Consider the following 23,704-nt stretch of genomic DNA (forward strand, 5'->3'; position numbering starts at 1 on the left):
GCAAGACGCAGGAGGGGCGTTGGGCACTGATCAGACTCTGCTGCACAGGTTCGTGATCTCGCAGTTGACGAGCATGGGCCTGGATCGAGCGCGGCTGATCCACGAGTGCGGTGTGCCCGAGTGGACCCTCACCGGCAATGGCGTACACGTACCCAGCGAAACCTTCTCCCGGCTGTGGGAGGTCGGAGCGCGCGCACTGGACGATCCCGATGTGGCGCTGCGGGTCGCGAGCCGCTATCAACTCAAGGCGACCGGGCTCTACGACTACCTCTTCACCAGTGCGCCCACCCTCGGCGCGGGCCTGGCGACCTGTGGTCCGTACGTCAGCGCGGTCACCACCAACCATCGCTTCGACCTGGTCGATCTCGGCGACGGTCCGGCGCTGCGGCTCGATATGGTCGACGGCGGCGACATCACCCGCGATTTCACCCAGCTGTGGGGGTTGACCGCCGTGCTGACCCGGGCCCGGCGCGTGATCGACGCCCCGCTGAACCCGGTGCGCGTGCTGCTGCGCCGGTCCGCGCCGCGCCGGCTGGACGCCTACCGTGAGGTCTTCGGCGACGCCGTCCTCGAGTTCGGCGCGGACCTCGACGCCATGACCTTCCGCCCGGCCGACCTCGAAATGCCGCTCACCACCGCCGATCCGGTCCTCGCCACGGTGCTGCGGCCCCTGGCCGACGCGCTGCCACCACCCCCGCCGCTGGTGACAGCCTGGCCCGAGCGCGTCGCGGTCGCCGTGGCCGAGGCTCTCGACGAGGGTGACATCTCCCTGGAACGGGTGGCGCGGCGGTTGGCCACCAGCCCGCGCACCCTGCAGCGCCGCCTGACCGAAGCGGGCACGACCTGGCGCCGCGAACTCGACCGGGCGCGTTCGGCCCGCCTGGCCGCGGCCTCCTCCGCCGGGCCGGTGAGTCGCGGGCGGCAGGCCCAGCTGCTCGGATACGCCGACACGGCCTCCATGCGCCGGGCCGCGCTGCGCTGGGCCGTTGTCACGCGGGCGCAGACGCCGCCCGCGTAACGCGGTGACCGCTCAACTCTTCAAGTAGCTGGCGGCAATGCCCCAGAACAGATTTCGCTCCATCACCTCGAAATCCCAGCCCTCGGTGATGGCGTGCGAGACGTCGACGATGCCGGGCACGTCGAAATCCTCACGGGTTGCCGTGCCCTTGGCTTCCAACGCTGCGATCACGTAGGCCTCGGCGCATTCTCGGGAATGTGGCACGGTGTCTCCTCACAGGCAACTCGGTACGGTTTTCCAGTGTTGCTCCGTAGTCGCTGCTCGGCCAGTGCGAAACGTGCCAGCATGGGGCAAACGCGCCAACCCGCCGCTGGGACAGGGGATCAGGTCAGGCCGCGCCCCAGTGCTGTTCCATGAGAACGCCTTTCGTGGCCAGCCAGGCCACCGGATCGATCTTCACGTGATTCTGATCCCAGATCTCCAGGTGCAGATGGGGTCCCGTGGACTGGCCCCGGTTGCCGACCGTCGCGATCACGTCACCGGCGTTCACCCGATCGCCGGCCTGGACGAAGTACTCGTTGACGTGGCCGTACACCGCGATGGTGCCGTCGTCCTGCTGCACCCGCACCCACTGGCCGAACCCGGACGCCTGCCCGGCCTCGATCACGGTGCCGCCCAGCACCGAATGAATCGGCGTCCCCAGCGCGTCGGCGATATCCACCCCGTAATGGAATGAACCCCAACGGCTTCCGAAGTTGGAGCTGATCTCCCCGCCCACCGGCAGCACGGCCGGGGCGGCGGAGAACTGCGGCGCGGCCTCCGGCACGATCTGCTGAATCTGCGGTGCGATCTGCTGCTGCAGGCCATTGATGACCTGCTCGGCCTGCGCCAGCGGACCCGAGATCTCCGGTGGCAGACCGGCGATGCCGAAGGGCGCGACCGCCGGCGCGGCGGGCGCGGGCTCCTGCGCCACCTCCTCCGGCGCCTCGGCGACCTGCGGCGCGGCCGGGATGGCCCCGGGCACGGCCTCATTGAGGAATTGCACGGCCGCCGGACCGAAGACGTCTTCGATGACACCCTCGAGGCCCTGATCGGCCGGTGGCGGAACCGGTGCGGCGACGGCGGCGGCGGGTGTCAGCTGCGCGGCCGTGCTGAGCAGTGCGCCGGTGGTCACCGCGGCGCCCGCCACGATCCGGAATCGACCTGTCACATCGGCGCGATGGGTGGGGACCTCGGTGCCAACCTCACCGAGTAGATCCTTGACGGAAACGGAACCGGGTGTCACTCGGTGATGCGGCACAGCTCGTCCTAGCGTCGATCGGCAATACCGTTGCAGCGCACGGCGTTACCGGATGGTTAGGCAAACCCGACGCGCAACGTGACAGAAAGAGTACCCATTCGTGACCATCCGCAGGTCATTTCTTCGGAATACGATCCTCACTATGCTTCCACGGTGGCCGACGGTGATCGACCACGCTCGTTCGAGATGCGCGATCGTGTCCGGCAGGCGCCGCAGCCATTCGGTGGCCCCGACCGAGCGGGCTTTCGCCTCGACCAGGGCAGGAACGTTGATCACACCCCGTATCCTGGCGGAACCACGACCCGTGGCGCCAACTGGAAGGGATCGGCCATGAGGGGTATGCGCAGTGGTGTTGCCGGGGCGGCGTCGGCCGCCGTGCTCATGGGGGTCGTGCTGGGTGCGCCGCCGGCGCTCGCGGATCCGCCGCCGGTCGTGCAGTTCGGATTCCACAACGGCTACTGCTCGACATTCGACCTGAACGTGCCGGCGAATACGCCGTTCTTCATCGATGTCGACACCAGCTTCCAGTTCACCGATATGTCGGAGTTCCGGATTCCCGCGCTGAAGATCCGGGTGATCCTGCCGAGCGCCTACTTCAATCCGCATGCGCGGGTGGAGGTTCCCGCACAGCCGCCCGGGCCGATCCCCTTCGAGGCCATGACGCCCACCACGACGGGCAGCGCGGGCAAGGGCTGCTGGGGGACCATCCACGTCTGGTGAGGTGCGACCTCAGCTGCGGATGAGCAGGGTGACGCCGCCGGCGATCACGGCCACGGCGATGGCGGCGAGACCGTAGACGAGCCGGTGGTTGCGCAGGGCGGGCAGGTAGTTGTCCACGGCGATGCGGCCCGGACCGGTGAGGGCCAGGGCGGCCGCGCCGATGGCGAGGACGAGTTCGTACTCGAAACCCTTGGGGGCGAAGAACGCGTCGGTGCCGTGCACGGCGATGGCATTGATCATGGTGCCGAGGATGGCGGCGGCGGCCAGCGGGGTGAGCAGGCCGAGTGCCAGGGCCAGGCCGCCGAAGGTTTCGCTCAGACCGGCGATCAACGCCATGGCCTCGCCCGCGGGATAGCCCTTGGCGCTGAAGAATTGGCCGGTGCCGGAGATGCCGCCGCCACCGAACCAGCCGAACAGCTTCTGTGAGCCGTGGGCGGCCATGGTGAGACCGATGGCCAGGCGGAGCAGGAGCAGGCCGAGGTCGGTGCCGGTCCGGTCGGTGGTGGCCGCGGGGGCGGTTGTGGTGGTCATCGGAACTCCTTGTGTCCGTGGGTGATCGGTCAGCCGAGCTGGATGGAGCGTTTGGCGAGGCCGCGCCAGAAGCCGTCGATGACGGGCCGCTGGGTGGCGAGATCGGTTTCGCCCGCGCCGAGTGCGACGAACAGCGGCGCGAAGTGTTCGGTGCGCGGATGCGCCAGCTGTGCGGCGGGCGCCTTGTGCGCGAAGTCGAGCAGGGCGTCGACATCGGCGGTTGCCAGTGCCTCGCGCCCCCATGCGTCGAAGTCGGCCATCACCGGATGCACCGATCCGTCGTCGCTCAGTGCCCGCAGATTGTGGGTGAAGAAGCCGCTGCCGATGATGAGCACGCCGTCGTCCCGCAGTGGCGCGAGTTTGCGGCCCAGGGCCATGAGCGCGCGCGGGTCCAGGGTGGGCAGTGACATCTGCAGTACCGGCACATCCGCGTCCGGGTACATCTCCACCAGCGGCACATAGGCCCCGTGATCGAGGCCGCGATCGGGTGCGTCCTGCACCGGAATGCCCGGCCCGCGCAACAGCTTCCGCACCTTCCCGGCCAGTTCGGGCGCACCCGGCGCGGGGTAGCGAACGTTGTAGTAGTGCTGCGGGAATCCCCAGAAGTCGTACACCAGCGGGATCGTCTCGGTCGCGCCGAGCGCCACCGGTGCGTCTTCCCAGTGCGCCGAAATCATCAGCACCGCTGTCGGTTTCGGCAATCCGGCGGACCAGGCCGCGAGTTGTCCGGGCCACAGCGGATCGTCGGCCAGCGGTGGCGCACCGTGCGACAGGTAGAGCACGGGCATCCGGTTCGCCTGTTCGACGGCCATCACACCTCCTCTTGTTCAAATTTGAACCAGAACCGCAGCCTAGCTGATTGTTCAAATCTGAACAAGATGCGTAGGCTGGCCCCGTGCCCGAACCCCAATGGCTCGACAACGAGGAAATGCGCACCTGGACGGCCCTGCTGTCCGGCTGGGCGCTGCTCGAACGGGAAGTCGAGCAGCAGCTCAAACGTGATGCGGGCCTCTCGCACACCCAGTACGAAGTCCTCGTCCGCCTGGCCGACGCCCCCGACGGCACCATCCGCATGACCGAACTGGCCGCCTCCCTCATCAACTCCAAGAGCAGGCTCAGCTACCAGATCGACCAACTCGAGAAGGCCGGCCTGGTCCGCCGCGGCACCGTCCCCGGCGACAGCCGCGGCGTCACCGCCGAACTCACCACCAAAGGCCGCCGCGCCCTCGAGGAAGCCGCCCCCGGCCACGTCACCCTGGTCCGCGACCTGCTCATCGACGTCCTCACCCCGGCCCAGCGAACCGCCATCGCCGACGGCCTCGCTGAGGTCGCCGACCGGATTCGCGCTCGACTATTGTGAGCGGGCTGATTGAGGCTGTGCAGATCGAGGGAATAACGCGTGACACTGGGGTGGGTAACCGATCGGTCCGATGCGGACCGATCGGGAGTATCAGTTGCCGAAAAAGCCGCACCGGAAACGGTTGACCCGCGCCGTATTCGGCGGTGGGTGCGGCGAGTGCGCGCGGCGCGCACCGATCTCATTGTCGCCGGTGGCTATGTGTCGCTCGCGGTATTCGTCCTCGCCGGGCTGTGGCGGAACCCCGATACCGCCTACCTGAGCAACAGTGATCAGGACCAGACGCTCTACGAGTGGTTCTACGGGATCACGGCGTGGAATATCACCAATCTGGAAAGTCCGTTCAGCACGCAGTTGCAGGGATATCCCGACGGCGTGAACATGATGGCAAATACCCTCATGTACGGGTGGGGCGTCCCGTTCACGCCTGTCACGCTGCTGTTCGGGCCTACCGTCACCTTCGTCGCGGCGCTCACTTTCGGTCTGTCCGGCACGGCATTCGCCTGGTACTGGGTGTTCTCCCGGGAGCTGGTGGAGTCGAAATTCGCTGCGGCCGTTGGTGGTTTGTTCTGTGGATTCGCGCCCGCGATGATTTCGCACACCAATGGGCACCCGAATTTCGTTGTGCTGGTGTTGCTTCCGTTCATCGCGCTGCAGGTCATCACGATGGCGCGGCGGGCGGACAGCGCTCCGCAGACGCGTCCGGTGTGGCAGCCGCGGGCCGCCATTGTGCTGGGTGTGCTGGTTGCCCTGCAGCTCACGCTGGGTGAGGAGCCGCTGCTGATCTTCGCGCTGGGTTTCGCGGTGTTCGCGCTGGCCTATCTGCGTAACCGGCGGACCATCGCGCTCACGGTGCGGGCGGTCGCGCCGTCCATTCTGCTCGGCGCGCTGGTTACCTTGGCGCTCACCGGGTTCGGGCTGTGGTGGCAGTTCGCCGGACCGCAGTCGTATCGGTTCATCGGTCACGGCCGCGTGGGCAACGATCTGCTGTCGCTGTTCCAGTTCTCGTCGGCCTCGGCCGGCAGCGCGGTGTCATTCGGCCCGGATGTGGCCATCAATCCGACCGAGCACAATTCCTATTTCGGGTGGCCGCTGCTGCTGCTCGTCTTCGTGACCGCGTATTTCCTGCGGCGTGAACGCATTGTGCGGGCCGCGGTGTTCGTCGGAGTGCTGTTCACGGTGCTGTCGCTGGGCATTGTGCTGTCCGTCGACGGCGTACTGACGTTCAGTGAAGGCAAATACGCCATGGTGCCCATGCCGTGGCTGGTATTCGGCTGGGCGCCGCCGCTGAACGGAATCATCGAAGCCCGATTCGCCATGATCGCCATTCCGGCCATCGCGATCGTGCTGACCCTGGGCGTCCAGCGGGCGCTGGATCAGCTGCGCGACTCCACGGTGGACAGGTGGCGGCCCGTGGCCTGGTTCGGCGCGCTGGCCTGCGCCCTGCTGCCCCTCGCGCCGACCATGCTGCCCGTCGAGGACCGCACTCCGACGCCCGCGTTTTTCGCCGAAGGCACCGTCCGGCAGTACATCTCGGACGGTTCGGTGCTGATCGTGCCCCCGCCCACCGCCACCGACGCCATCGCCCTGCGCTGGCAGGTCGACTCCGACTTCGCCTTCCCGCTGGTGGGCGGCTACTTCTGTGGTCCGAGCGGCGAGGACAAGCGGTCCGGCTACGGTTCCGACCCTCGGCCCACCGGCAATCTGCTCACCCTGGTCCGGGCGTTCGACACGCTTCCGGTCGTGGACCAGGCGCTGCGCGATCAGGCTCTCGTGGACCTGCGCTACTGGGAGGCCGACGTGGTGGTGCTGCCGCCCACCGACAACGCGGATGCCTTGCGCCGCACCGTCGATCAGCTACTGGGCTTCCCCGCCCAGCAGGTGGACGGTGTGTGGGTGTGGGACGTGCGAGAGCTGATCTGAGTGACCGACCGGACCGAAACGGGCCGATCGGCAGTAGCGGTTGCGGACCGGATCGCACCGGGAACGGCGGACTCCGGCCGCGCTCGGCCCGAACAGTCGGCGCGGCGAGTGCCTTCGGTGCGCACCGACCTCCTCGTCGCCGGTGGCTATCTGTCGCTCGCGGTGTTCGTGCTCGCCGGGCTGTGGCTGAACCCTCGGAATGGCTACCTGGTCAAGAGCGATCAGGACCAGGCCATGTTCGAGTGGTTCTTCTCGGTCACGGCGTGGAAGCTCACCCATCCCGAGAATCCGCTCGGCTCGCAGCTGCAGAACTATCCCGACGGCGTCAACATGATGGCCAATACCTCCATGTTCGGGTGGGGTGTGCCGCTCACGCCCGTCACGCTGCTGTTCGGACCCACCGTGACCTTCGTGCTGGCGCTCACCCTGGGCCTGTCGGGTACGGCCTTCGCCTGGTACCGGCTGTTCGCGCGAGAGCTGGTGGAGTCCGAATTCGCTGCGGCGGTAGGCGGTTTGTTCTGCGGCTTCGCGCCCGCGATGATCTCGCACGCCACAGCGCATCCGAATTTCGTTGTGCTGGCGTTGCTTCCGCTCATCGCCTCGCGGGTCATCACCATGGCGCGGCGCGCCAACTACCTCGAAGCGCGCCGGCGCTGGCAGCCGCGCCCGGCCCTGGCGCTGGGTCTGCTGGTGGCGCTGCAGATCGCGCTGGGTGAGGAGCCGCTGCTGCTCTTCGCGCTGGGTTTCGCGGTCTTCGGCCTGGCCTACCTGCGGACCCCGCGCGCCATCCTGCGCACGCTGCGCGCGCTCGCGCCGCCGGTGCTGCTCGCGGCACTGATCACGGTGGCGCTCACCGCGATTCCGCTGTGGTGGCAGTTCTTCGGGCCGCAGTCGTATCGATTCATCGGCTACGGGCGCGGGGGCAACGACCTGCTGGCGCTGTTCCAGTTCGCGCCGGAATCGGCGGGCAGTGTGCTCTCGTTCGGCCCGGACGTGAGCATCAACCCGACCGAGCACAACTCCTATTTCGGCTGGCCGCTGCTGCTGCTCCTCGCCGTGAGCGCGGTCCTGCTGCGGCGTGAGCGCGTCGTGCAGGCCGCCCTGGCCGTCATCGTGGCGTTCACGGCGCTGTCGATGGGCGTCATGCTGTCCATCGACGGTGAGTTCACCATCGTGCCCATGCCGTGGCTGATCGCCGGACAGCTCCCGCTGCTGAACGGAATCGTCGAATCCCGGTTCGCCATGGTGGCCATTCCGGCCATCGCGATCGTCCTGGCCCTGGGCACCCAGCGTGCTCTCGACCACCGGCGTTCCCCCGCGAGCGGGTGGCGGCCCGCGCCCTGGTTCGGCGCGCTGGCCTGCGCCCTGCTGCCCCTCGCGCCGACCATGCTGCCGGTCGTGGACCGCACCCCGACGCCCGCCTTCTTCGCCGAAGGCACTGTCCGCCGGTATGTTTCGGACGGGTCGGTGCTGATCGTGCCGCCGCCCACTGCGGCCGACGCCGTCGCGTTGCGCTGGCAGATCGACTCCGACTTCACCTATCCGCTGGTGGGCGGCTACTTCGTCGGCCCCAGCGGCCCCGACAAGAAGGCCCGCTACGGCCCCGAAGCCCGGCCCACCGCGAATCTGCTCACGCTCGTCCGGGCATTCGACACGGTGCCGGTCGTCGACGCGACTCTGCGAGCACAGACTCGCGCGGATCTGCGCTACTGGGAGGCCGACGTGGTGGTGCTGCCGCCCACGGACAGCGGTGACGCCTTGCGCCGCACCATGGATCAGTTGCTGGGCTTCCCCGCCCGGCAGGTGGACGGTGTGTGGGTGTGGGACGTGCGCGCCCTGGTGTGAACCGGAGGATCCGGCGTGGAACCGGTGCTCTGCGGTCCGGACGGTTTGGTCCGGTCGTTCCCGGGTAGGGCGTGGACGTCGGAAACCGTTGACTATCAGGAGCATAACGATGACGAAGGCTGAAGAGACCGGTCAGTTCACCGGCACGATCGACAAGGATTACAACCTCATCTGGTTCACCGAATCGTGCTTGAGCAATGCGCTGCGCATGGAGAACTATGCGCGTGATGCCGAACGGGACGGGGACGGTGAGTTGGCGGAGTTCTTCCGCCGTGCGCAGCGGGAGAGCCGCAAGGGTGCCGAGCAGGGGAAGTCGTTGCTGCGCAGTCGTTTGACTGCGGAAATGGGCAATGTCCGGCCCTGACGGGCACGGACGCGTCGCCCGGATTGCGACTGGCAGGCGTATCCGGAGCCTCGTCGCCGGCGACGAGTCCGCCTTCAACGCAAGCTGCGGGCCGAGTGATTTCACTCGGCCCGCAGCCTATTGCTGATCGGCTGGCTCACTGGCCGCCGTGGCTGTGCTGGCCGCCCTTGACCTTCGCCTCGTGCGGTTGCGCCTCGGCGCCCTTGCGACCGGCCTCGTGCGGATCCGCGGCGTTGGCTTCCCCGAAGCTGCCGCTGCTGGCCTTGCCGCCCTTGGCGGCCTGCTTCTCGGTGTCGTCGCGGTTGCCGAACTGTCCGGGATTGTTCGGATCAGGCATCTGTCGAACCTCCTGTGTCGAACCTGGTTTCGTGGATACGAGTCCGTGATCCACCTTCACGCACTACCCGATCCCGGCCGAGTAACCCGCGGCAGACCTTTCCCGAACCGATCGGCATACCTGTGGCTACGTCAGTGTTGTTGCGCCTCAGCACTTCTGATCCGGGTGCTTCGCTCACGCGCTCGGGTATCGGTGCTCGGTCAGCAGCCGGGCCAGGTGTGCGGTGTTGCGGGCCAGGGTGGCCGTTGTGGTGGCGACCTCTTCGGGTGGTTCGTCGAGATCGAGGTAGTCGGTGCTGCCCATGGCGTGGTCGTTCCAATAGGTGCAGCCCTGGGCGGGGATGCTGAATCCGATGTCGTTGAGCCCCTGGAACAGGTCGGCGACGATCTTGTGCGCGCCGTCCTCGTTGCCGACCACGGCGGCCACGGCGACCTTGCCGGTCATGGCGGGGCGGCCCGCGTCGTCGGTGCGGGAGAGCTCGGCGTCCAGTCGTTCCAGGACGCGCTGTGCGATCGAGGACATATGTCTTGAGCGGCAGATCGGGCGCAGTCGGCGGCGCGAGTATCACGATCCATCCGGATAGTAGCGCTACCCTTGCGGATGCGAGCGTTGTGTTGGTTTACAACTATGAAGAGTGGGACGCCTTCATAAAGGGTGTTGCTAGCGGCGAGTTCGTCCGACTCCCATAGCGGGCACCAATGCCTGTGCGGGGCATCAGAACTCGTGTTCTCCGCCGTTCCTAGGCTCTCATGAGTCGGCGTATTCGGGGCTTTCGTTCTCCAAGTAGAGGATGGTGTTGTCGGCGCGAGCCTGGACGCGTCTGAGCATGTGCGCCGGGAGGCGGTCTGGTCGTAGTATCGCAGCGTCCGTGCCGTTATCCCGGACACTCGGGCTACCTGTTGTATCGACCAACTCATCGTCGACCCCTCCGTTCGCGTGGCCTTCAAAACGGTAGAAGCTGCCGCCACGGCAAGGTCAACACTTGGTTGCGAGGTGCCCAGCCATGCCGTCGGGTGCAGCATGAACTCCGGCGAGCCGGTCGGCGAGTGAGCTCCCAATCATTCGGCTGGACCACGGTCTACCTGCTCGCGCGGCCCAGAGCTGGTCTGGTTCGCCACAGCTCAATTCCAATGTTGACGAGTTCGACTCGGTTGAGGTCGATGACGGCGTCGAGCGGATGCCAGGCGGCGAGGTCGGTCGAGCCGTTGGTCTCGTTGCGGAGTTCACCAGCGGTGATCTGGTCCTCGTAAATGATTCGAATCCCGTGAAAGTCGGTGGATTCACCTCGTGGGCGCGGGTACCGGCGATTGATCGAGTCGATGCCGATGAGGCCGATTAGCTCGATGGTGTACCCGGTCTCCTCGCCTACCTCACGGACAGCTGTTGCGATCGGGTCCTCGCCGTGGTGCATTCCGCCGCCCGGTAGCGTCCACTGCTTGCCGCCGTCGGGGGCTATCCACCGGGTCAGCAGGATCTCGGTCGCGCCGGCGGCTTCGCGTACGCATGCAGCGTAGGCGGCCACTCACAACTCTTTCTGCACTCTGCGAGGCTACTCTGAGTGAACGGCTATACCAGGCAACGCAATTCGCGACTGGTTGCTGAGCTTCGTTACCAGTCCGGAGCTGTAATGCGGGATCCGCGCTCGTCTTGGTGCCAGTCCTCGTAGCTCAGAGTGCCTTTGAATGCGTCCTCCTGGTTCAAGGCGACCGTGGCGGGATCGGTTGCGTGCGTCGGTGTCTCCTGCATAGGTTCATCACGAAGGTTGTGTCCTGCAGCCTCGTAAGCTGTACGGCGGGCTTGCTCGACCAAGTCGAGAACGGTGGCTACCAGCTCGTTGGGATCAGTCGGATGCGCGGGATCGGTGCGTTCCCAGCGGTGAATAGTTCCGTCTGCGCTCGCAGCGACCGATACCGATCCGTCGCGCGACGTTGCGACCGCAACCTGCTTCCTGAGAACGGCTTGTACCGCCGAAATATCCTCGGCGGACAACGCCGCCGCGCGATTTGCGGGTCGGTCATCCTGGTTTCCCATGTCACCCCTGCTCGGACTGCCCCGACACACAGGGTTCATCTGGATGCGTGGCCTGTCAACCCATGCGGTCCATTGGTGGTGGGAACGGACGTGCGGGTCGTACTGTGCTGATCTACCCGCTGTGCTGGGTCATCGACGGTCCACCGCGGGTCTCGAGGCCGACTGGGTGCTCCGCCGCATCCTTTGACCAGGTGAGATCTACAACGTAAAGTGCGGACAACTGTCCAGTCGGCGTTGTGGTGTGGCAGCGCCGACATTCCAAGGGGGATCAGACCATGGCTCCTGAACCGATTCCGTTTCCTGCCTCTGGTGCGTCGGGATTGGGTGTGGATTTCGAACAGCTGAAGAGAATCCACACCACCTGGATCCAGGGAGGCCGGTGATCTGCGCAAGCTCGTGTGGTCGGATTTCTCGGCGGCATCGGGTGAGGGCAGCGACGTCTTGTGCGCGGTCCGGGACTGCGCCGAGCCCGCCACGGCGGCTGGCGAGTCGATGGCTACCCGTTTCTCTTCGATGGCCGATGTGCTGGCGTACTTCGCCACCAGCATCGAGGCCCTCGACGCCGCTTCCGCCGAGGAGCTACGCAAACTGGTGCCGCGCTGATGAGACCCACCGTTCCGCAAGTGCGGAGTTGGCGGGTAGGCGGCGAGATTTTGCCGAGCCTGAAAACCGCTGCCGAGAAGGCACTGGCCAACGCCACCGAAATCTACAACTCGCTGACCGACAGTTCGCGGATGGTGGACCAGGCCACCGGCTGGTTCGGGCAGACCCGCGATGCCGCTTTCGAGCGCACCGGCCAAGAGGTCGATCATGGCCATGAGGTCCGCAACCTGTTGCTGCAGTTGCACGATGATGCCCTCGACGCGCACCGCGAGTTCGGCACCGCAGCCGAGTACATGATCAAACAGGTGGAGGCGGCCGAAGGTGACGGGTGCACCGTGATGCCGTCGGGGTGCGTCATCCACCCCGATACCGACGACCAGACCAAGCAGGACAAGGCCGGTCTTTACCAGCTGAACATCATCGCCGGGCTGGACGAGATCGAACGCATCGACAACCAATACGGACCCACGCTGCGCGAAACACAGCAGATGCTCGCTGCCATCGTCAATGGCCAGCCCGACGTCACCACGCCGGACGGCACCCGCATGGACCCCGACGAGGTCGTCTCCAAGCTGGCTGGCATGACACCGGATGAGCGGGCCGCGTATCTGGCGTCGATGAGCCCGGAGGATGTGCGGCAGTTGGTGATCGCCAACCCGGGACAGCTGGGCAATATGAACGGTGTCCCGTTCGACACCCGCATCGCCGCCAACGAGATCAACATCCAGAATGCGCTCTACGAAGAGCAGCACAAACCGAACCCGGACCAGAGCCGCGTATCGCAGCTCCAGGCGATGCTCTCGCCCGTCCCGAACCCCACCACGACCAACGAACGCGAGCAGAAGCCGGACTCGTCGGTCTCGCCGGTTGACGACATGGTCGACCGCAAGTTCGTGATGTTCGACCCGAACGGCAACGGCCGCATGATCGAGATGATCGGCGAGATGACACCGGGTGTTTCCGGGGTCGGGGTGTATGTCCCGGGTACGACGACCAATCTCAACGGGTCCGGCACCAACCACAACGCGGCATGGAATATTGCGTCTCAGACCGGCGGGCCGATGTTCCTCTACATGGAAGGCGACTTCCCGCAGAGCCTTACCAGCATCAGCGATGGCGCGCCCAGCCCGATCTGGGCCGCGGAGATGGCACCGAAGCTGGTCGATTTCGGTCAGGAGGTCGATCGGGAGGTCGCGCTGCACGCGCCGGGCACGCCTGTTTCCTATGTGGGGCACTCCTATGGTGGGTCGATCGTGGGCACGGCCGAGCAACTCGGGTTGCGTGCCGATCGCGTGCTGTATTCCTCGTCGGCGGGCACCGGTATTTATGAGATGCCCTGGAACAACGCCAATCCCGACGTGCAGCGGTTCTCTCAGACCGCACCCGCCGACCTGATTGGTATCAGCCAGTCCTACCCTCGTGAGGGGCTCAACCTGCCCGGTATCGGCAACAGCATTCCCGGCAACCCCCACGCGGGCATGCCGCTCGGCGGCGATCCCGACGAAATCCCCGGCGTCACCCGCCTCGATACCGGCTACTACGGCCGCGAGGCAGCCGACGCTGGTCTCACCCCAGGTGAGGTGGTGTTCGGCACGGACGGGCACGGCAAGTACTGGGACGACCCCTCCTCAACCGCCTTCGGGAACATCGTGGGCGTCATCGCTGGTACCGAGGTCACCGGGTACGTTGAACGCGGCATCGAATCCGACTACGTCGACGTCGGCCTCGGTGATGACGGTGACGGCGCGAAGGAAACATTCGACGCGACGAAAGGTGGCGCGACAGCGGCCGGGCTCAACTCGCTGCCGGGCATCGACAACGTCGACCCGTATGCCGATCCGAAAGTCACCGACAACCCTCAACTTGGCCCGAAGATCGAGGTCCGATGAGAACAGCACTCACCCTCGCCACCCTCTCCGCGGTCTCACTGGTCGCCGCCTGCAGCGGATCGCCGTCCGAAACCAACCCCGCATCCACGACTACTTCCGCCCGTCCGGCCATCTATCTCGACGAGGCATCCCGAATCGTGGCGGAGAACTTCACCATGATCTGGCCAGAACCGATCAGCCTCGACGTCGACCGGATCAAACAAAACCGCACCGCCTGCCACACCAACCCAGCGACGTTGATGCCCGAAGGACCGCCCTGGATCCCCAGTACCAGCGCGACGGTCTTCAATCCCTCGCAGGAATTCGTCGACAAGGCCCTGGCCAACCTCGAAGCGATGACCACCAAAGGCTTTGTCCTGCAACCGTATCAGGTCCCCGGCGAGGACCCGATCAATCGCACCTACAAGGACGAACGAGGCTTCACCATCGGAGCGCACCGCGACACTGGCACCTCCCCTCGGGGAGTCATGTTCACGATGAGTTCCGCCGCACCGTGCGTCGATGAACAAGCCCAGGAGTAGGACCGTCCCGGTCCGGATGAATTCTGAATTCTGACAGCTGCGGTTGTCATGGTCGAACGATCATCGTGCTCGGGAAAGATAACCAGGCCGCCGTAGTAGGCGGCTGTCATTCCGATGCCGCAGACCAGCGGCCACGGAAACAGCGGCCGTCCCTTTCTACTGGCGACTACGTCTCCAGCGACGCCGATGACGACCGCCAGGATGGTTCCGCCGATCAGCACGGTGAAGCCCTCGCCAATATGCTGGGGCGGCAAGGCGCGCAGGGCCGGAATCGGTCGCTGTGTATTCACCTGCGCCTCTTTTGATTTGCCGACAAATGGCAATGGAATATGGATCGGTGTCGGGAATTATTTCTGGTCGTTTCGAGCAGCAGTGTGGTTATCGGTAATTTGAATGTGGGTGCCGCCGCCCCGGGCCAGCATTGCCTGCTCCCACGCCATCAGGTCGTCCATGTGGTAGCGCCTGTATCTCCCGATCCTGGCGAAGCCGGGGGCCTTTGCCGGCTGAAGCCCAGTTGGCAAGAGATTTGGGTGGGATCTTGAGCCGGGCGTAGACCTCGTCGGTGCTCAGCCAGCAGTCCAGATGTCCGTCCATCGGATCTACTCCCGCTCGATCGTGTGAACCTGGGCACCCTGTCACTGGCATGGCGGCCCCGGCTTTCCCCGCGAGCAGGAGGATTCTCAGGTTTATAGACCGAGGGTGAGCGGGAGCGAGTGACTAGGCGCTCACTGCGCTGGACGTGCGTGGTGAGCCAGGGCATCGCCGAGCGATGTGACTAGCCGTTGTCAGGGGCGACGGCTGGTGGCCGTGCCCGCTGCACCCGCCCGGCCTTGCGGGAAGCGTGCCGGGGCCGGGCCCGGGGAATACCCGACGGCGGTCGATGGGTTGCGCACATCGTGTGCAGAATCGTAGAGATTTCGTAGACGCCCGGGGGATACCCCAAGGTTGCGCAGGTCAACGATGGGATAGGCTTTATCGGTCATGAAGTCGGCTTTCCCGGGTCCGGTCGGTGCCCAGACGGTCTACCTCGATCACGCGGCCACGACACCCATGTTCCCGGTCGCTGTCGAGGCGATGTGCGCTGCGCTGGGGACGACGGGGAACGCGTCCTCGCTGCACGGGTCCGGGCGGGCTGCCCGGCGGCTGCTGGAGGAGGCGCGGGAGTCGATCGCGGCGGGACTGGGGGCGCGGCCCTCGGAGGTGATCTTCACCTCGGGCGGGACCGAGAGCGACAATCTCGCCGTCAAGGGGATCTACTGGGCGCGCCGCGACGCCGATCCCCAGCGCACCCGGATTCTGGTGAGCGCTGTCGAGCATCACGCCGTGCTGGATACGGTCGAATGGCTGGAGCAGCACGAGGGCGCGGTCGTGACGTGGCTGGAGGTGGACTCCGAGGGGGTCGTCTCGCCGCGGACGCTGCGTGAGGCGCTGGCGGCGCATGCCGAGGACACCGCGCTGGTGAGTGTCATGTGGGCCAACAACGAGGTCGGGACCATTCAGCCGATCGCCGAATTGGCGGCGGTGGCACAGGAATTCGATGTGCCCATGCACAGTGACGCGGTGCAGGCCGCGGCGCAGCTGCCGGTGGATTTCGGCAAGAGTGGCCTGGCCGCCGCGAGTTTCGCGGGGCACAAGGTCGGCGGGCCGCACGGGGTCGGGGTGCTGCTGCTCGGCCGGCAGGTGGCGGCGGTGCCGATGCTGCACGGCGGCGGGCACGAGCGCGATCTGCGCTCCGGCACCTCCGATGTGCCGGGCGCGGTGGGGCTGGCCGCCGCGGTTCGCGAGACGGTGCGTGGAATGACTACGCGCACAGTCGAATTGGAGCGGCTGCGGGATCGGCTGATCGACGGCGTGCGGGCGGTGGTGCCGGACGCGGTGCTCAACGGCGCGACGGGGGAGCGGCGGCTCGCGGGCAACGTCCACTTCACCTTCCCGGGCTGCGAGGGCGATTCGCTGCTCATGCTGCTCGATGCCGCCGGCATCGAATGCTCGACCGGATCGGCCTGCAATGCCGGTGTCGCCGGACCTTCCCATGTGCTGCTGGCCATGGGCGTGGAACCGGCGCTGGCGCGTGGGTCGCTGCGATTTTCTCTGGGACACAACTCGACCGACGCCGATATCGACGCCGTGCTGGCCGTGCTGCCGCAGGTGGTCGAGCGGGCGAAGGCGGCCGGACTGGCCGGAGCGAAGGGAGGCTTCTAGTGCGTGTACTTGCCGCGATGAGTGGTGGCGTGGATTCCGCGGTGGCGGCAGCCCGCGCCGTGGACGCCGGACACGAGGTGGTCGGCGTGCATCTGGCGCTGTCGGCGTCACCGGGCACGCTGCGCACCGGGTCGCGCGGCTGCTGCTCGAAGGAGGACGCGGGCGATGCCCGTCGCGCCGCCGATGTGCTCGGAATCCCGTTCTACGTCTGGGATTTCGCGGACCGCTTCAAGGAAGACGTGATCGACGACTTCGTCGCCGCCTACGCCGCGGGGGAGACCCCGAACCCGTGCCTGCGCTGCAACGAGAAGATCAAGTTCTCGGCGCTGGCCGATCGTGCGGTCGCGCTGGGCTTCGACGCCGTGGTCACCGGGCACTACGCCCGGCTCGAGGACGGCGTGCTGCGCCGGGCCGTCGACGCCGACAAGGACCAGTCCTACGTGCTCGCGGTGCTGACCTCCGATCAGCTCGCACGCGCCATGTTCCCGGTCGGCGACACCCCCAAGCCGCGGATCCGCGAGGAGGCGGCCGAGCGCGGCCTGGCCGTGGCCAACAAGCCCGACAGCCACGACATCTGCTTCATCCCCTCCGGGGACACCCGCGCCTTCCTCGGCGCGAAGATCGGCGTCCGCCCCGGCGCGGTCCTCGATGCCGACGGCACCAAGCTCGCCGATCACGACGGCGTGCACGGCTTCACCATCGGCCAGCGCAAGGGCCTCGGCCTGCCCGGCCCCGCTGCCGACGGCAAGCCCCGCTACGTCACCGAGATCGACCCCGAATCCGGCACCGTCCGTGTCGGTTCCGCCGCCGACCTCGAGGTCTGGACGGTCCTGGCCGACCGCGCCATCTGGACGTCCGGCGAAACCCCTTCCGGCCCTGTGGAATGCGTGGCCCAGGTCCGCGCCCACGGCGGCACCGCCCCCGCGGTGGCCGAGGCGGTGGACGGCGGCCTGGTGGTCCGCCTGCGTGAACCCCTCACCGGTGTGGCCAAGGGCCAGGCCGTGGTCCTCTACCGTCCCGACGCGGACGGCGACGAAGTGCTCGGCAGCGGCACCATTTCCGGCACCGAGCGCGAACCTCACACGTACGCAAGCGAACTGGTCTCGGACAACGCCCGGTGACCAGCGGCGAAGACCGATTCCGGCTGCGCGGCGGAATCGCGACCGGGGTCGGTTCGTGGCCCGGGGCCGATCCGCGGGAGGCCGCCGCCACCATCGTGGGCGAGCTGGGTGAACTGCCGCATCTGGTGGAGCTGCCCGCGCGCGGCGTGGGATCCGACATGATCGGGCGGTCCTCGGCGCTGCTGGTGGAGATGCGGTTCGACAGCACCACCAGGGGATACCGGCTGGCCGCGCGGCCCGGTGCGGTGGCGCGGCGGGCGCACGATCTGCTGCGGTCCGATCTGGATGCGCTCGAAGAGGCTTGGGAGACAGCGGGTTTCGCTGGTTCCGGACGGCCGGTGAAGGTGCAGGCGGTGGGACCGCTGTCGCTGGCCGCGCAGGTGGAACTGCCGGGCGGTCATCGGGTGCTGACCGATTCCGGTGCGCTGCGCGATCTTTCGGAGTCGCTGGCGGAGGGGCTGCGCAATCACGCGGCCGAGGTCGGCAAGCGGCTGGGCGCGGATGTGCTCGTGCAGCTGGACGAGCCGCTGCTGACCGACGTGCTGGACGGCACCCTGCGCGGCGTCAGCGTCTTGAACACGGTGCGCGCCATGCCCGAACCGGAAGCGCTGCACACCCTCGACGCGGTGATCGGCGCGCAGTCCGGTCCGGTGCTGGTGCACACCTGCGCGGCGGCCCCGGCCCTCGGGTTCCTGCGTAGGAGCGCCGCAGCCGCCGTCGGTTTCGACATGGCCGCCATCGGTACCCGCGATCTCGACCGGATCGGCGAAATCCTCGATGCCGGAAAGTATCTGGCGCTCGGCCTGATCCCGACCACCGCTCCGGCCGTCCCGCAGACCTGGCGGGAAATCGCCGAACCCGGTGTGCGCCTGATCGATCGGCTCGGTTTCCGTCGCCGACTGCTCGCCGAACAAATCCTGGTCACCCCGGCCTGCGGGCTGGCGGGCGCACCGCTGTCCTGGGCGCGCCAGGCCCTGACACTGGCCGCGGAGACCGCGCACGCCTACGCCGACGAGCCGGAAGCGCTCACCTTCGACTGACCCTGACACCTGTCAGGTATTGCAAACCCCGGGCCCTCCATAGATTTCCCCGCATGGAGACACTGATTTTCTTCGGCATCATCGCCGCGATCGCCCTGGTGGTGTTCCTCGTCGTCCGTTCCTCCGGCGGCAGCCGCCGCACCGGTCGTAGCTCGCGAGGAGGTTGGGCCGCAGGCGGCTCAGGCGGCTCGGACGGCGGCAGTTGGGGCGGCTGGGGTGGCTCGGACGGCGGTGGCGGCGGCGGAGGTTGCGGCGGCGGCGGAGGCGGAGGAGACGGCGGTGGCGGTGGCGGCTGTTGAGCGGCGGGCACCTGTCCGGCTAGAGCTGTTTGCCCTCCTGGGGGCCGTTGCCCGGCTGGTCGCGGCGGCTGCTGCCGAGGTAGGGGCGCGCGCCCGGATGACCGATCTGCCAGTGGTCGGGTTTGCCCGCCGGGTATACGACCGGGATCTGGTCGCCGGGGGAGGGCCACTGGTTGACGTCCCAGGCGAAGCGGCCGTAGACCTCGTGGGCCACCAGCGTCGGGCTGGAGATGTGCCCGGCGAGGGTGACGTACTGTTCGCCGGTCGCGTCGGGGCGCGGGCTCACACCGGTGACGTACAGCGTGCCGGATTCCGGGCTCGCCATGGACCCCTCGCTCCTGCGCCGGAAGTACATGAACAGGGCGACGAGCGAGCCGATCATCAGCAGGAGGAACGTCAGCTGTAGGAGCATGTCTTCCATGCTAGGCGGGAGCGCCGCGCCCTCAGTGCGCGGCGAGTTCCGAGGTGCCTTCGGGCGTGCGGCGTAGCTGCCAGACCGTGGTGCGCTTGGTTTGCGAGCGCCCGTTGCCGCGGTCGATGAGCGGGCGGTTGGCGGTGGTGAAGAGGAGTTGCGCGCCTTCGGTATTGGTCTCCGGGTTCTGGAACAGCTGGATGAGCCGATCGGCCGCTTCGGGGGTGAGGTGGGCGTCGATATCGTCCACGGCGAGCACGCCGCCGGCGTCGAGGGCGTCGAGCATGGGTGGCAGCAGGCGCAGCATGGCCAGGGTGCTGGTGGATTCGTCGGTGATGTCGAAGGCGGTGTCGATGCCCTCGTGGACCAGTCCGAGGCCGACGCCCCGGCGGGCCACCATCCGCGAGTAGAGCGCGTCGCGGGCCGCGTAGAGGTTGGTCAGTTCGCGTTGCAGCAGGGTGACGGTGATGCCGTGTTCGAGGAAGAGCTCCTCGGCGTAGCTGGGGGAGCTGGTGCAGGCCTCGATCTCCTTGGTGGTGCCCGCGATGTCGTTGTCCAGGTCGCGCAGATAGTCGGCGTACATGGGATCGTCGGTGGGCAGCAGCAGATCGGTGATGCCGACGTCGGCCGCGCGCAGCAGGGTGAGCAGGCGTACGGCGTGGTCGGTGGAGCGGGAGATGTGGCTGCCGACGCGGTGGGCGAGTTCCTGTGGATCCGGTTGCCCGCATTGGACTTCCAGCAGGGACTGGAACCAGCGGTAGGCGGGTACCAGCGGCTCGGCGTAGAGCTGCCCGGACAGGCTGAGCAGCAGCGCGTTCGGGCGCACCAGGGGGACGACCGCGCCCAATCCGTAACGGGCGGCCTCGAATTGGGGGCCGATGCGGATGTCCTCGCCGTCGCGTTCGTAGACGACGCGTTTGCGGTTGTGCGGATGCGACCACAGCCATTCGGCGGTGACGTCGGCGTTGTCGAGCCGGAACCCGTAGGTGTAGGGGCAGCCCTCGGCGACGAAGTGCGCCACGAATTCCGAAGGGCGGTCCGCGAATCCGAGGTGCGGGGTGCGCACCGGGCCGGAGTAGGGGTCCCATCCGGTGACGGAGTTGAGGACGGCGTCGCGCATCCGCTCGAGCGCATCCACCAATCCGGACTTGCCGGTGGCGGCCGCGCCGTAGACGGCGGTCACGGGGGTGGCAACCGGCCCGTTGCCACGGGTGAGCCGCAACTCCTGCGGCTCGGCGAGGGATCGGTGATTAGTCACCTGAAAACTGCGCAACACCCTCGATATCCTGCCGGTCGCGACGCGGAAAGGCGACTCTCTCGTTTCGGACACGCGAGTAGCTTCCGGTAGCCGGGACCGTGAGGGCCTTGACGTGCAACCAAAAGGTTGCCTATTCTGGCTCATGCAACCAAAAGGTTGCGTAAAGCGAGGGCAGGAGGGGTGAGGCACCCTGGTGGATGACATGTTCGAGGCCGTCTTCAAGGCCCTGGCCGATGCGAGTCGCCGCAGACTGCTCGACAGCCTGAACGACCGCAACGGCCAGACCCTGCGCGAACTCTGCGCCGGGCTGGACATGACCCGCCAGGCCGTCAGCAAACATCTGGCCGTGCTGGAGGCCGCCAACCTGGTCACCACGCTGCGGCGCGGGCGCGAGAAACTGCACTACCTCAACCCCGAACCCGTCAACGCCATCGCCGACCGCTGGATCAACCGCTACGACCGCGGGCGCCTGCACGCACTCGCGGACCTCAAATCCGCATTGGAGAGCGACATCATGAGCGACGAATTCGTCTACACCAGCTACATCCGCACCACCCCCGAGAAGCTGTGGCAGGCCCTGACCGATCCGGCCTTCACCAAGCGCTACTGGGGCGCCACCTTCGACACCGACTGGCGCACCGGCTCGGCCATGACCTGGGAGCAATCCGGTTGGGTGAGCAAGGATCCCGAACAGGTGATCCTTGAATCCAGCCCGTACACCCGGCTCGCCTACACCTGGCATTCGGTGGACACCGCCTTCGGCGAGCAGTTCGGCTTCAGCCCCGAGGACACCGCGAAGCTGATGGCCGAGCGGCGGTCCAAGGTCGCCTTCGAGATCGAACCCGTGGGCGAGATGGTGAAACTCACGGTGGTGCACGACGGCTTCGAGTCGGGCAGCACCATGCTCGCCGGGATCACCGAGGGGTGGCCCGCCATCCTGTCCAACCTCAAGACGCTGCTGGAAACCGGTGAGACCCTGCCGGATCCGGAGGCGTAGCCCGGGGCGCGGCCGCCGCGCCGCCACCGGTTCCGCGTGGCCTCGGCCACCATCCGGACCGGACGGTGTACCAGCATCTCGCGTTGCCGAGGCGATACCAATAGGCTTGCGCCGTGATTTCCGGGCGGACAGTGGTCGACGGGCGCTTCGAATTGCTCGAGCCGCTCGGTAGCGGCGGTATGGGAACGGTGTGGCGGGCCTACGACCTCATGCTGCATCGCGAAGTGGCATTGAAGGAGGTGCGCGCCGCCGACGCGGACGGCGCACCGGGTTCGGCCGCGGTGCAACGGGAGCGCGTGCTGCGCGAGGCGCGCGCCCTGGCACGGATCGGCCACCCGAATGTGGTGGCCATCCACCACATCGTGGATTCGCCCGATCTCGAACACCCGTGGATCGTCATGGAGCTGGTGCGCGGCCGCAGTCTCGCCGACCTGCTCGCCCAGGGCCCGCTCGCCCCCGCGCACGCCGCCTTCCTGGGCCGTGGCCTGCTCGCCGCCCTGCGCGCCGCGCACGCCACCGGCGTCCTGCACCGCGACATCAAACCCGCCAATGTGCTGCTGCGCGAGGACGGTTCGCCCGTCCTCACCGACTTCGGCATCGCCGCCATCGACGGCATGAACGGCCTCACCTCCACCGGCAGCGTGGTCGGCTCCCTCGACTACGTGGCCCCCGAACGCCTCCAGGGCGAGGAGGGCCACCCCGCCTCCGATCTGTGGTCGCTGGCGCTGGTCCTCTACGTGGCGGTCGAGGGCTACCACCCCATGCGCCGCGACACCACCGTCGCCACCCTGGCCGCAGTCCTCAAGGGCGAAGTCCCGCACCCGGAACGCGCCGGCGCCCTGACCACCGCCCTGCGCGCCCTCCTCGTCCCCGACCCCAATCAACGCCCCACCCTCGACCAGACCGACTGGCTGCTCGCCGAAGTCATGGGCACACCCGGGGCGACGGTCGCCCCTCGCTTCGACCTCGCGCCGGGAGGCCCGGCCTCGACATCGGCGCCGGGCTCCGGCTCGGGTCCCATCGTGCCGCAGGCGGGTGCGCCGAGCGTGCCGCAGGCGGGTGCGGTGGGATCGAGACCGCCTCTGCCGCAAGGCAACTGGGGTGCAACCAGCCCTGGTGTGCCGCAGGGTGCCGTGGGTGGATCGACATCCGGTGCCACACCGGGGGGTTGGCCCGGTACGAACCCGGCGACGCCGCAGGCGGGTTGGGCGGGTTCCGGGCCGGGTGGATCGCATCCGGGCGCGATGGGTTCCGGGCACCTCGGCCCGCCTGCGGGGCCGATGGGTTCCGCGCCGCTTCCCGCGCCGCCGGGTCGCCGTGAGCGTGGGCTGAATCGCTGGTGGGTGATCACGGGTCTGGCCACGGCCGCGGTGCTTGTCGCGGTGGTGTCGGTGATGTCTGAATCCGGTGACTCGCAGTCGAATACGGGTGAGACCACGGGGCTTGCGCTGCCGTCGGGCATCGTCATCCCGTCGGACCTGCCCACGGGTGGCGTGGTGGTAGGGCCCACGTCCACGGTGAACACCACGCAGGGCGACGGGGTGGGGTTGCTGACGCCCGACGGGGTGCGCGGGGTGATCGCCGCCCTGGAGAAGGCCACCGGTGGGAAGCAGTTCACCGAGACGGTTTTCTATCCGACCTACGCGAATTCCGGTGCGCCCCTGGCTGATAGGCCCAAATACTACGACGAGTACGTCTATCGCGACGGTACGGCCTCCCGTAAGGGGCCCGGTGGCACGCTCTCCAGTGGCGAGACCACCGTGGACCTGAGCTCGATCAATTGGGATGCGCTGCCTGGTCTTTGGAAGACCGCCGAGGAGAAGCTCAATGTCCCGAACCCGAACCTGCGCTACGTGATCGTCAATCCCGCATGGACTTTCAACGACGACAAGCCGACAGTGCTGATCTACCTGACCAATGAATACAGCGGCGCGGGCTACCTGGCCGCCGACATCGACGGCACGGTGATCAAGGTCTACGCCCAGGAGTGATCCGG

23 protein-coding genes and 1 pseudogene are annotated in these 23,704 nt (G+C 67.4%); 14 read left to right on the plus strand and 10 right to left on the minus strand.

The genetic code is table 11. The features are described 5' to 3' along the window. Nucleotides 1-19: 19 nt before the first annotated feature. Nucleotides 20-1,018, plus strand: a complete 999-nt coding sequence (locus JK358_RS33200) for an AraC family transcriptional regulator ligand-binding domain-containing protein (protein ID WP_201955309.1) — start codon at nucleotides 20-22, stop codon at nucleotides 1,016-1,018. Nucleotides 1,019-1,030: 12 nt separating this feature from the next. Here the strand turns inward: JK358_RS33200 and JK358_RS33205 are convergent, their stop codons facing one another. After that, a complete protein-coding gene (locus tag JK358_RS33205) occupies nucleotides 1,031-1,222 on the minus strand; it encodes a hypothetical protein (protein WP_201955311.1) in 192 nt (63 codons plus the stop codon). Nucleotides 1,223-1,346: 124 nt separating this feature from the next. After that, entirely contained in the window at nucleotides 1,347-2,243 is an 897-nt protein-coding gene (locus JK358_RS33210; protein WP_307817857.1) for a M23 family metallopeptidase, read from the minus strand. A 345-nt stretch (nucleotides 2,244-2,588) separates the two neighbouring features. On the opposite strand from JK358_RS33210, the gene JK358_RS33215 reads away from it, so the two are divergent. Beyond that, nucleotides 2,589-2,978 (plus strand): hypothetical protein, encoded by a 390-nt coding sequence (locus JK358_RS33215; RefSeq protein ID WP_201955316.1) that lies wholly within the window; start codon nucleotides 2,589-2,591, stop codon nucleotides 2,976-2,978. A 9-nt stretch (nucleotides 2,979-2,987) separates the two neighbouring features. Here the strand turns inward: JK358_RS33215 and JK358_RS33220 are convergent, their stop codons facing one another. Continuing rightward, nucleotides 2,988-3,509, minus strand: coding sequence for a DoxX family membrane protein (locus tag JK358_RS33220; protein WP_201955327.1), 522 nt, complete (start codon nucleotides 3,507-3,509; stop codon nucleotides 2,988-2,990). Between the two features lie 29 nt (nucleotides 3,510-3,538). Beyond that, nucleotides 3,539-4,321: a dioxygenase family protein gene (locus JK358_RS33225; RefSeq protein WP_232852334.1), complete on the minus strand. Its 783-nt coding sequence runs from the start codon at nucleotides 4,319-4,321 to the stop codon at nucleotides 3,539-3,541. Between the two features lie 83 nt (nucleotides 4,322-4,404). Between JK358_RS33225 and JK358_RS33230 the strand changes: the two genes are divergently transcribed. From JK358_RS33230 to JK358_RS33245, 4 genes are all read left to right on the plus strand, one after another. Continuing rightward, nucleotides 4,405-4,869, plus strand: a complete 465-nt coding sequence (locus tag JK358_RS33230) for a MarR family winged helix-turn-helix transcriptional regulator (RefSeq protein ID WP_307817858.1) — start codon at nucleotides 4,405-4,407, stop codon at nucleotides 4,867-4,869. Nucleotides 4,870-5,025: 156 nt separating this feature from the next. Then, a complete protein-coding gene (locus JK358_RS33235) occupies nucleotides 5,026-6,789 on the plus strand; it encodes a glycosyl transferase (protein WP_307817859.1) in 1,764 nt (587 codons plus the stop codon). 108 nt (nucleotides 6,790-6,897) lie between these two features. Next, a complete protein-coding gene (locus JK358_RS33240; protein WP_372440778.1) occupies nucleotides 6,898-8,634 on the plus strand; it encodes a glycosyl transferase in 1,737 nt (578 codons plus the stop codon). A gap of 109 nt (nucleotides 8,635-8,743) precedes the next feature. Next, nucleotides 8,744-8,998: a hypothetical protein gene (locus JK358_RS33245; protein ID WP_201955333.1), complete on the plus strand. Its 255-nt coding sequence runs from the start codon at nucleotides 8,744-8,746 to the stop codon at nucleotides 8,996-8,998. Nucleotides 8,999-9,134: 136 nt separating this feature from the next. On the opposite strand, the gene JK358_RS33250 is transcribed toward JK358_RS33245, so the two are convergent. The 4 genes and pseudogenes from JK358_RS33250 to JK358_RS33265 all read right to left on the minus strand — a co-directional run bounded on the left by JK358_RS33250 (nucleotide 9,135) and on the right by JK358_RS33265 (nucleotide 11,366). Further along, nucleotides 9,135-9,335 (minus strand): hypothetical protein, encoded by a 201-nt coding sequence (locus tag JK358_RS33250; protein WP_201955336.1) that lies wholly within the window; start codon nucleotides 9,333-9,335, stop codon nucleotides 9,135-9,137. 174 nt (nucleotides 9,336-9,509) lie between these two features. Continuing rightward, nucleotides 9,510-9,860: pseudogene (locus JK358_RS33255) on the minus strand (flavodoxin); the annotation flags it as partial. 553 nt (nucleotides 9,861-10,413) lie between these two features. After that, the gene (locus JK358_RS33260; protein WP_201955339.1) at nucleotides 10,414-10,857 is read right to left on the minus strand and encodes an NUDIX hydrolase; all 444 of its coding nucleotides are present in this window, start codon (nucleotides 10,855-10,857) and stop codon (nucleotides 10,414-10,416) included. A gap of 86 nt (nucleotides 10,858-10,943) precedes the next feature. Then, nucleotides 10,944-11,366 carry a YbaB/EbfC family nucleoid-associated protein gene (locus JK358_RS33265; RefSeq protein WP_201955342.1) on the minus strand — a complete coding sequence of 141 codons (423 nt, stop codon included), beginning with the start codon at nucleotides 11,364-11,366 and terminating at the stop codon, nucleotides 10,944-10,946. A gap of 602 nt (nucleotides 11,367-11,968) precedes the next feature. Between JK358_RS33265 and JK358_RS33270 the strand changes: the two genes are divergently transcribed. The 6 genes from JK358_RS33270 to JK358_RS33295 all read left to right on the plus strand — a co-directional run bounded on the left by JK358_RS33270 (nucleotide 11,969) and on the right by JK358_RS33295 (nucleotide 19,041). After that, complete coding sequence (locus JK358_RS33270; RefSeq protein ID WP_201955345.1) at nucleotides 11,969-13,858, plus strand: MotE family protein; 1,890 nt, start codon at nucleotides 11,969-11,971, stop codon at nucleotides 13,856-13,858. Beyond that, nucleotides 13,855-14,379 (plus strand): hypothetical protein, encoded by a 525-nt coding sequence (locus JK358_RS33275; RefSeq protein WP_201955347.1) that lies wholly within the window; start codon nucleotides 13,855-13,857, stop codon nucleotides 14,377-14,379. The genes JK358_RS33270 and JK358_RS33275 overlap by 4 nt, the downstream gene beginning before the upstream one ends. A 981-nt stretch (nucleotides 14,380-15,360) precedes the next feature. Further along, complete coding sequence (locus JK358_RS33280) at nucleotides 15,361-16,581, plus strand: cysteine desulfurase family protein (protein WP_201955351.1); 1,221 nt, start codon at nucleotides 15,361-15,363, stop codon at nucleotides 16,579-16,581. Next, a complete protein-coding gene (gene mnmA, locus JK358_RS33285) occupies nucleotides 16,581-17,702 on the plus strand; it encodes a tRNA 2-thiouridine(34) synthase MnmA (protein ID WP_201955354.1) in 1,122 nt (373 codons plus the stop codon). The genes JK358_RS33280 and mnmA overlap by 1 nt, the downstream gene beginning before the upstream one ends. Continuing rightward, nucleotides 17,699-18,742: a methionine synthase gene (locus JK358_RS33290; RefSeq protein WP_307817861.1), complete on the plus strand. Its 1,044-nt coding sequence runs from the start codon at nucleotides 17,699-17,701 to the stop codon at nucleotides 18,740-18,742. Before mnmA ends, JK358_RS33290 begins: the two co-directional genes overlap by 4 nt. 53 nt (nucleotides 18,743-18,795) lie before the next feature. Beyond that, on the plus strand, nucleotides 18,796-19,041 hold the full coding sequence (locus JK358_RS33295; protein WP_201955356.1) for a hypothetical protein: 246 nt from the start codon (nucleotides 18,796-18,798) through the stop codon (nucleotides 19,039-19,041). Nucleotides 19,042-19,060: 19 nt separating this feature from the next. Here the strand turns inward: JK358_RS33295 and JK358_RS33300 are convergent, their stop codons facing one another. Together JK358_RS33300 and JK358_RS33305 are read right to left on the minus strand one after the other, a co-directional pair. After that, a complete protein-coding gene (locus JK358_RS33300) occupies nucleotides 19,061-19,453 on the minus strand; it encodes a hypothetical protein (protein WP_232852335.1) in 393 nt (130 codons plus the stop codon). 31 nt (nucleotides 19,454-19,484) lie between these two features. Continuing rightward, nucleotides 19,485-20,711, minus strand: a complete 1,227-nt coding sequence (locus tag JK358_RS33305; RefSeq protein ID WP_307817862.1) for an AAA family ATPase — start codon at nucleotides 20,709-20,711, stop codon at nucleotides 19,485-19,487. A 202-nt stretch (nucleotides 20,712-20,913) separates the two neighbouring features. Between JK358_RS33305 and JK358_RS33310 the strand changes: the two genes are divergently transcribed. Both JK358_RS33310 and JK358_RS33315 read left to right on the plus strand, forming a co-directional pair. Beyond that, a complete protein-coding gene (locus JK358_RS33310; protein ID WP_201955564.1) occupies nucleotides 20,914-21,708 on the plus strand; it encodes an ArsR/SmtB family transcription factor in 795 nt (264 codons plus the stop codon). A gap of 113 nt (nucleotides 21,709-21,821) precedes the next feature. Then, nucleotides 21,822-23,699 carry a serine/threonine-protein kinase gene (locus tag JK358_RS33315; protein WP_201955371.1) on the plus strand — a complete coding sequence of 626 codons (1,878 nt, stop codon included), beginning with the start codon at nucleotides 21,822-21,824 and terminating at the stop codon, nucleotides 23,697-23,699. Nucleotides 23,700-23,704: the final 5 nt, after the last annotated feature.

The organism is Nocardia acididurans, from assembly GCF_016741815.1.
Lineage (GTDB): Bacteria > Actinomycetota > Actinomycetes > Mycobacteriales > Mycobacteriaceae > Nocardia > Nocardia acididurans.

What these genes read in the sequence shown, in the direction of transcription:
- JK358_RS33215 (WP_201955316.1), top strand. Translation starts at nt 2,589, where the DNA reads ATGAGGGGTATGCGCAGTGGTGTTGCCGGGGCGGCGTCGGCCGCCGTG.
- JK358_RS33220 (WP_201955327.1), bottom strand. Translation starts at nt 3,509, where the DNA reads ATGACCACCACAACCGCCCCCGCGGCCACCACCGACCGGACCGGCACC.
- JK358_RS33225 (WP_232852334.1), bottom strand. Translation starts at nt 4,321, where the DNA reads ATGGCCGTCGAACAGGCGAACCGGATGCCCGTGCTCTACCTGTCGCAC.
- JK358_RS33245 (WP_201955333.1), top strand. Translation starts at nt 8,744, where the DNA reads ATGACGAAGGCTGAAGAGACCGGTCAGTTCACCGGCACGATCGACAAG.
- JK358_RS33250 (WP_201955336.1), bottom strand. Translation starts at nt 9,335, where the DNA reads ATGCCTGATCCGAACAATCCCGGACAGTTCGGCAACCGCGACGACACC.
- JK358_RS33265 (WP_201955342.1), bottom strand. Translation starts at nt 11,366, where the DNA reads ATGGGAAACCAGGATGACCGACCCGCAAATCGCGCGGCGGCGTTGTCC.
- JK358_RS33270 (WP_201955345.1), top strand. Translation starts at nt 11,969, where the DNA reads ATGAGACCCACCGTTCCGCAAGTGCGGAGTTGGCGGGTAGGCGGCGAG.
- JK358_RS33275 (WP_201955347.1), top strand. Translation starts at nt 13,855, where the DNA reads ATGAGAACAGCACTCACCCTCGCCACCCTCTCCGCGGTCTCACTGGTC.
- JK358_RS33280 (WP_201955351.1), top strand. Translation starts at nt 15,361, where the DNA reads ATGAAGTCGGCTTTCCCGGGTCCGGTCGGTGCCCAGACGGTCTACCTC.
- JK358_RS33295 (WP_201955356.1), top strand. Translation starts at nt 18,796, where the DNA reads ATGGAGACACTGATTTTCTTCGGCATCATCGCCGCGATCGCCCTGGTG.
- JK358_RS33300 (WP_232852335.1), bottom strand. Translation starts at nt 19,453, where the DNA reads ATGCTCCTACAGCTGACGTTCCTCCTGCTGATGATCGGCTCGCTCGTC.
- JK358_RS33310 (WP_201955564.1), top strand. Translation starts at nt 20,914, where the DNA reads ATGTTCGAGGCCGTCTTCAAGGCCCTGGCCGATGCGAGTCGCCGCAGA.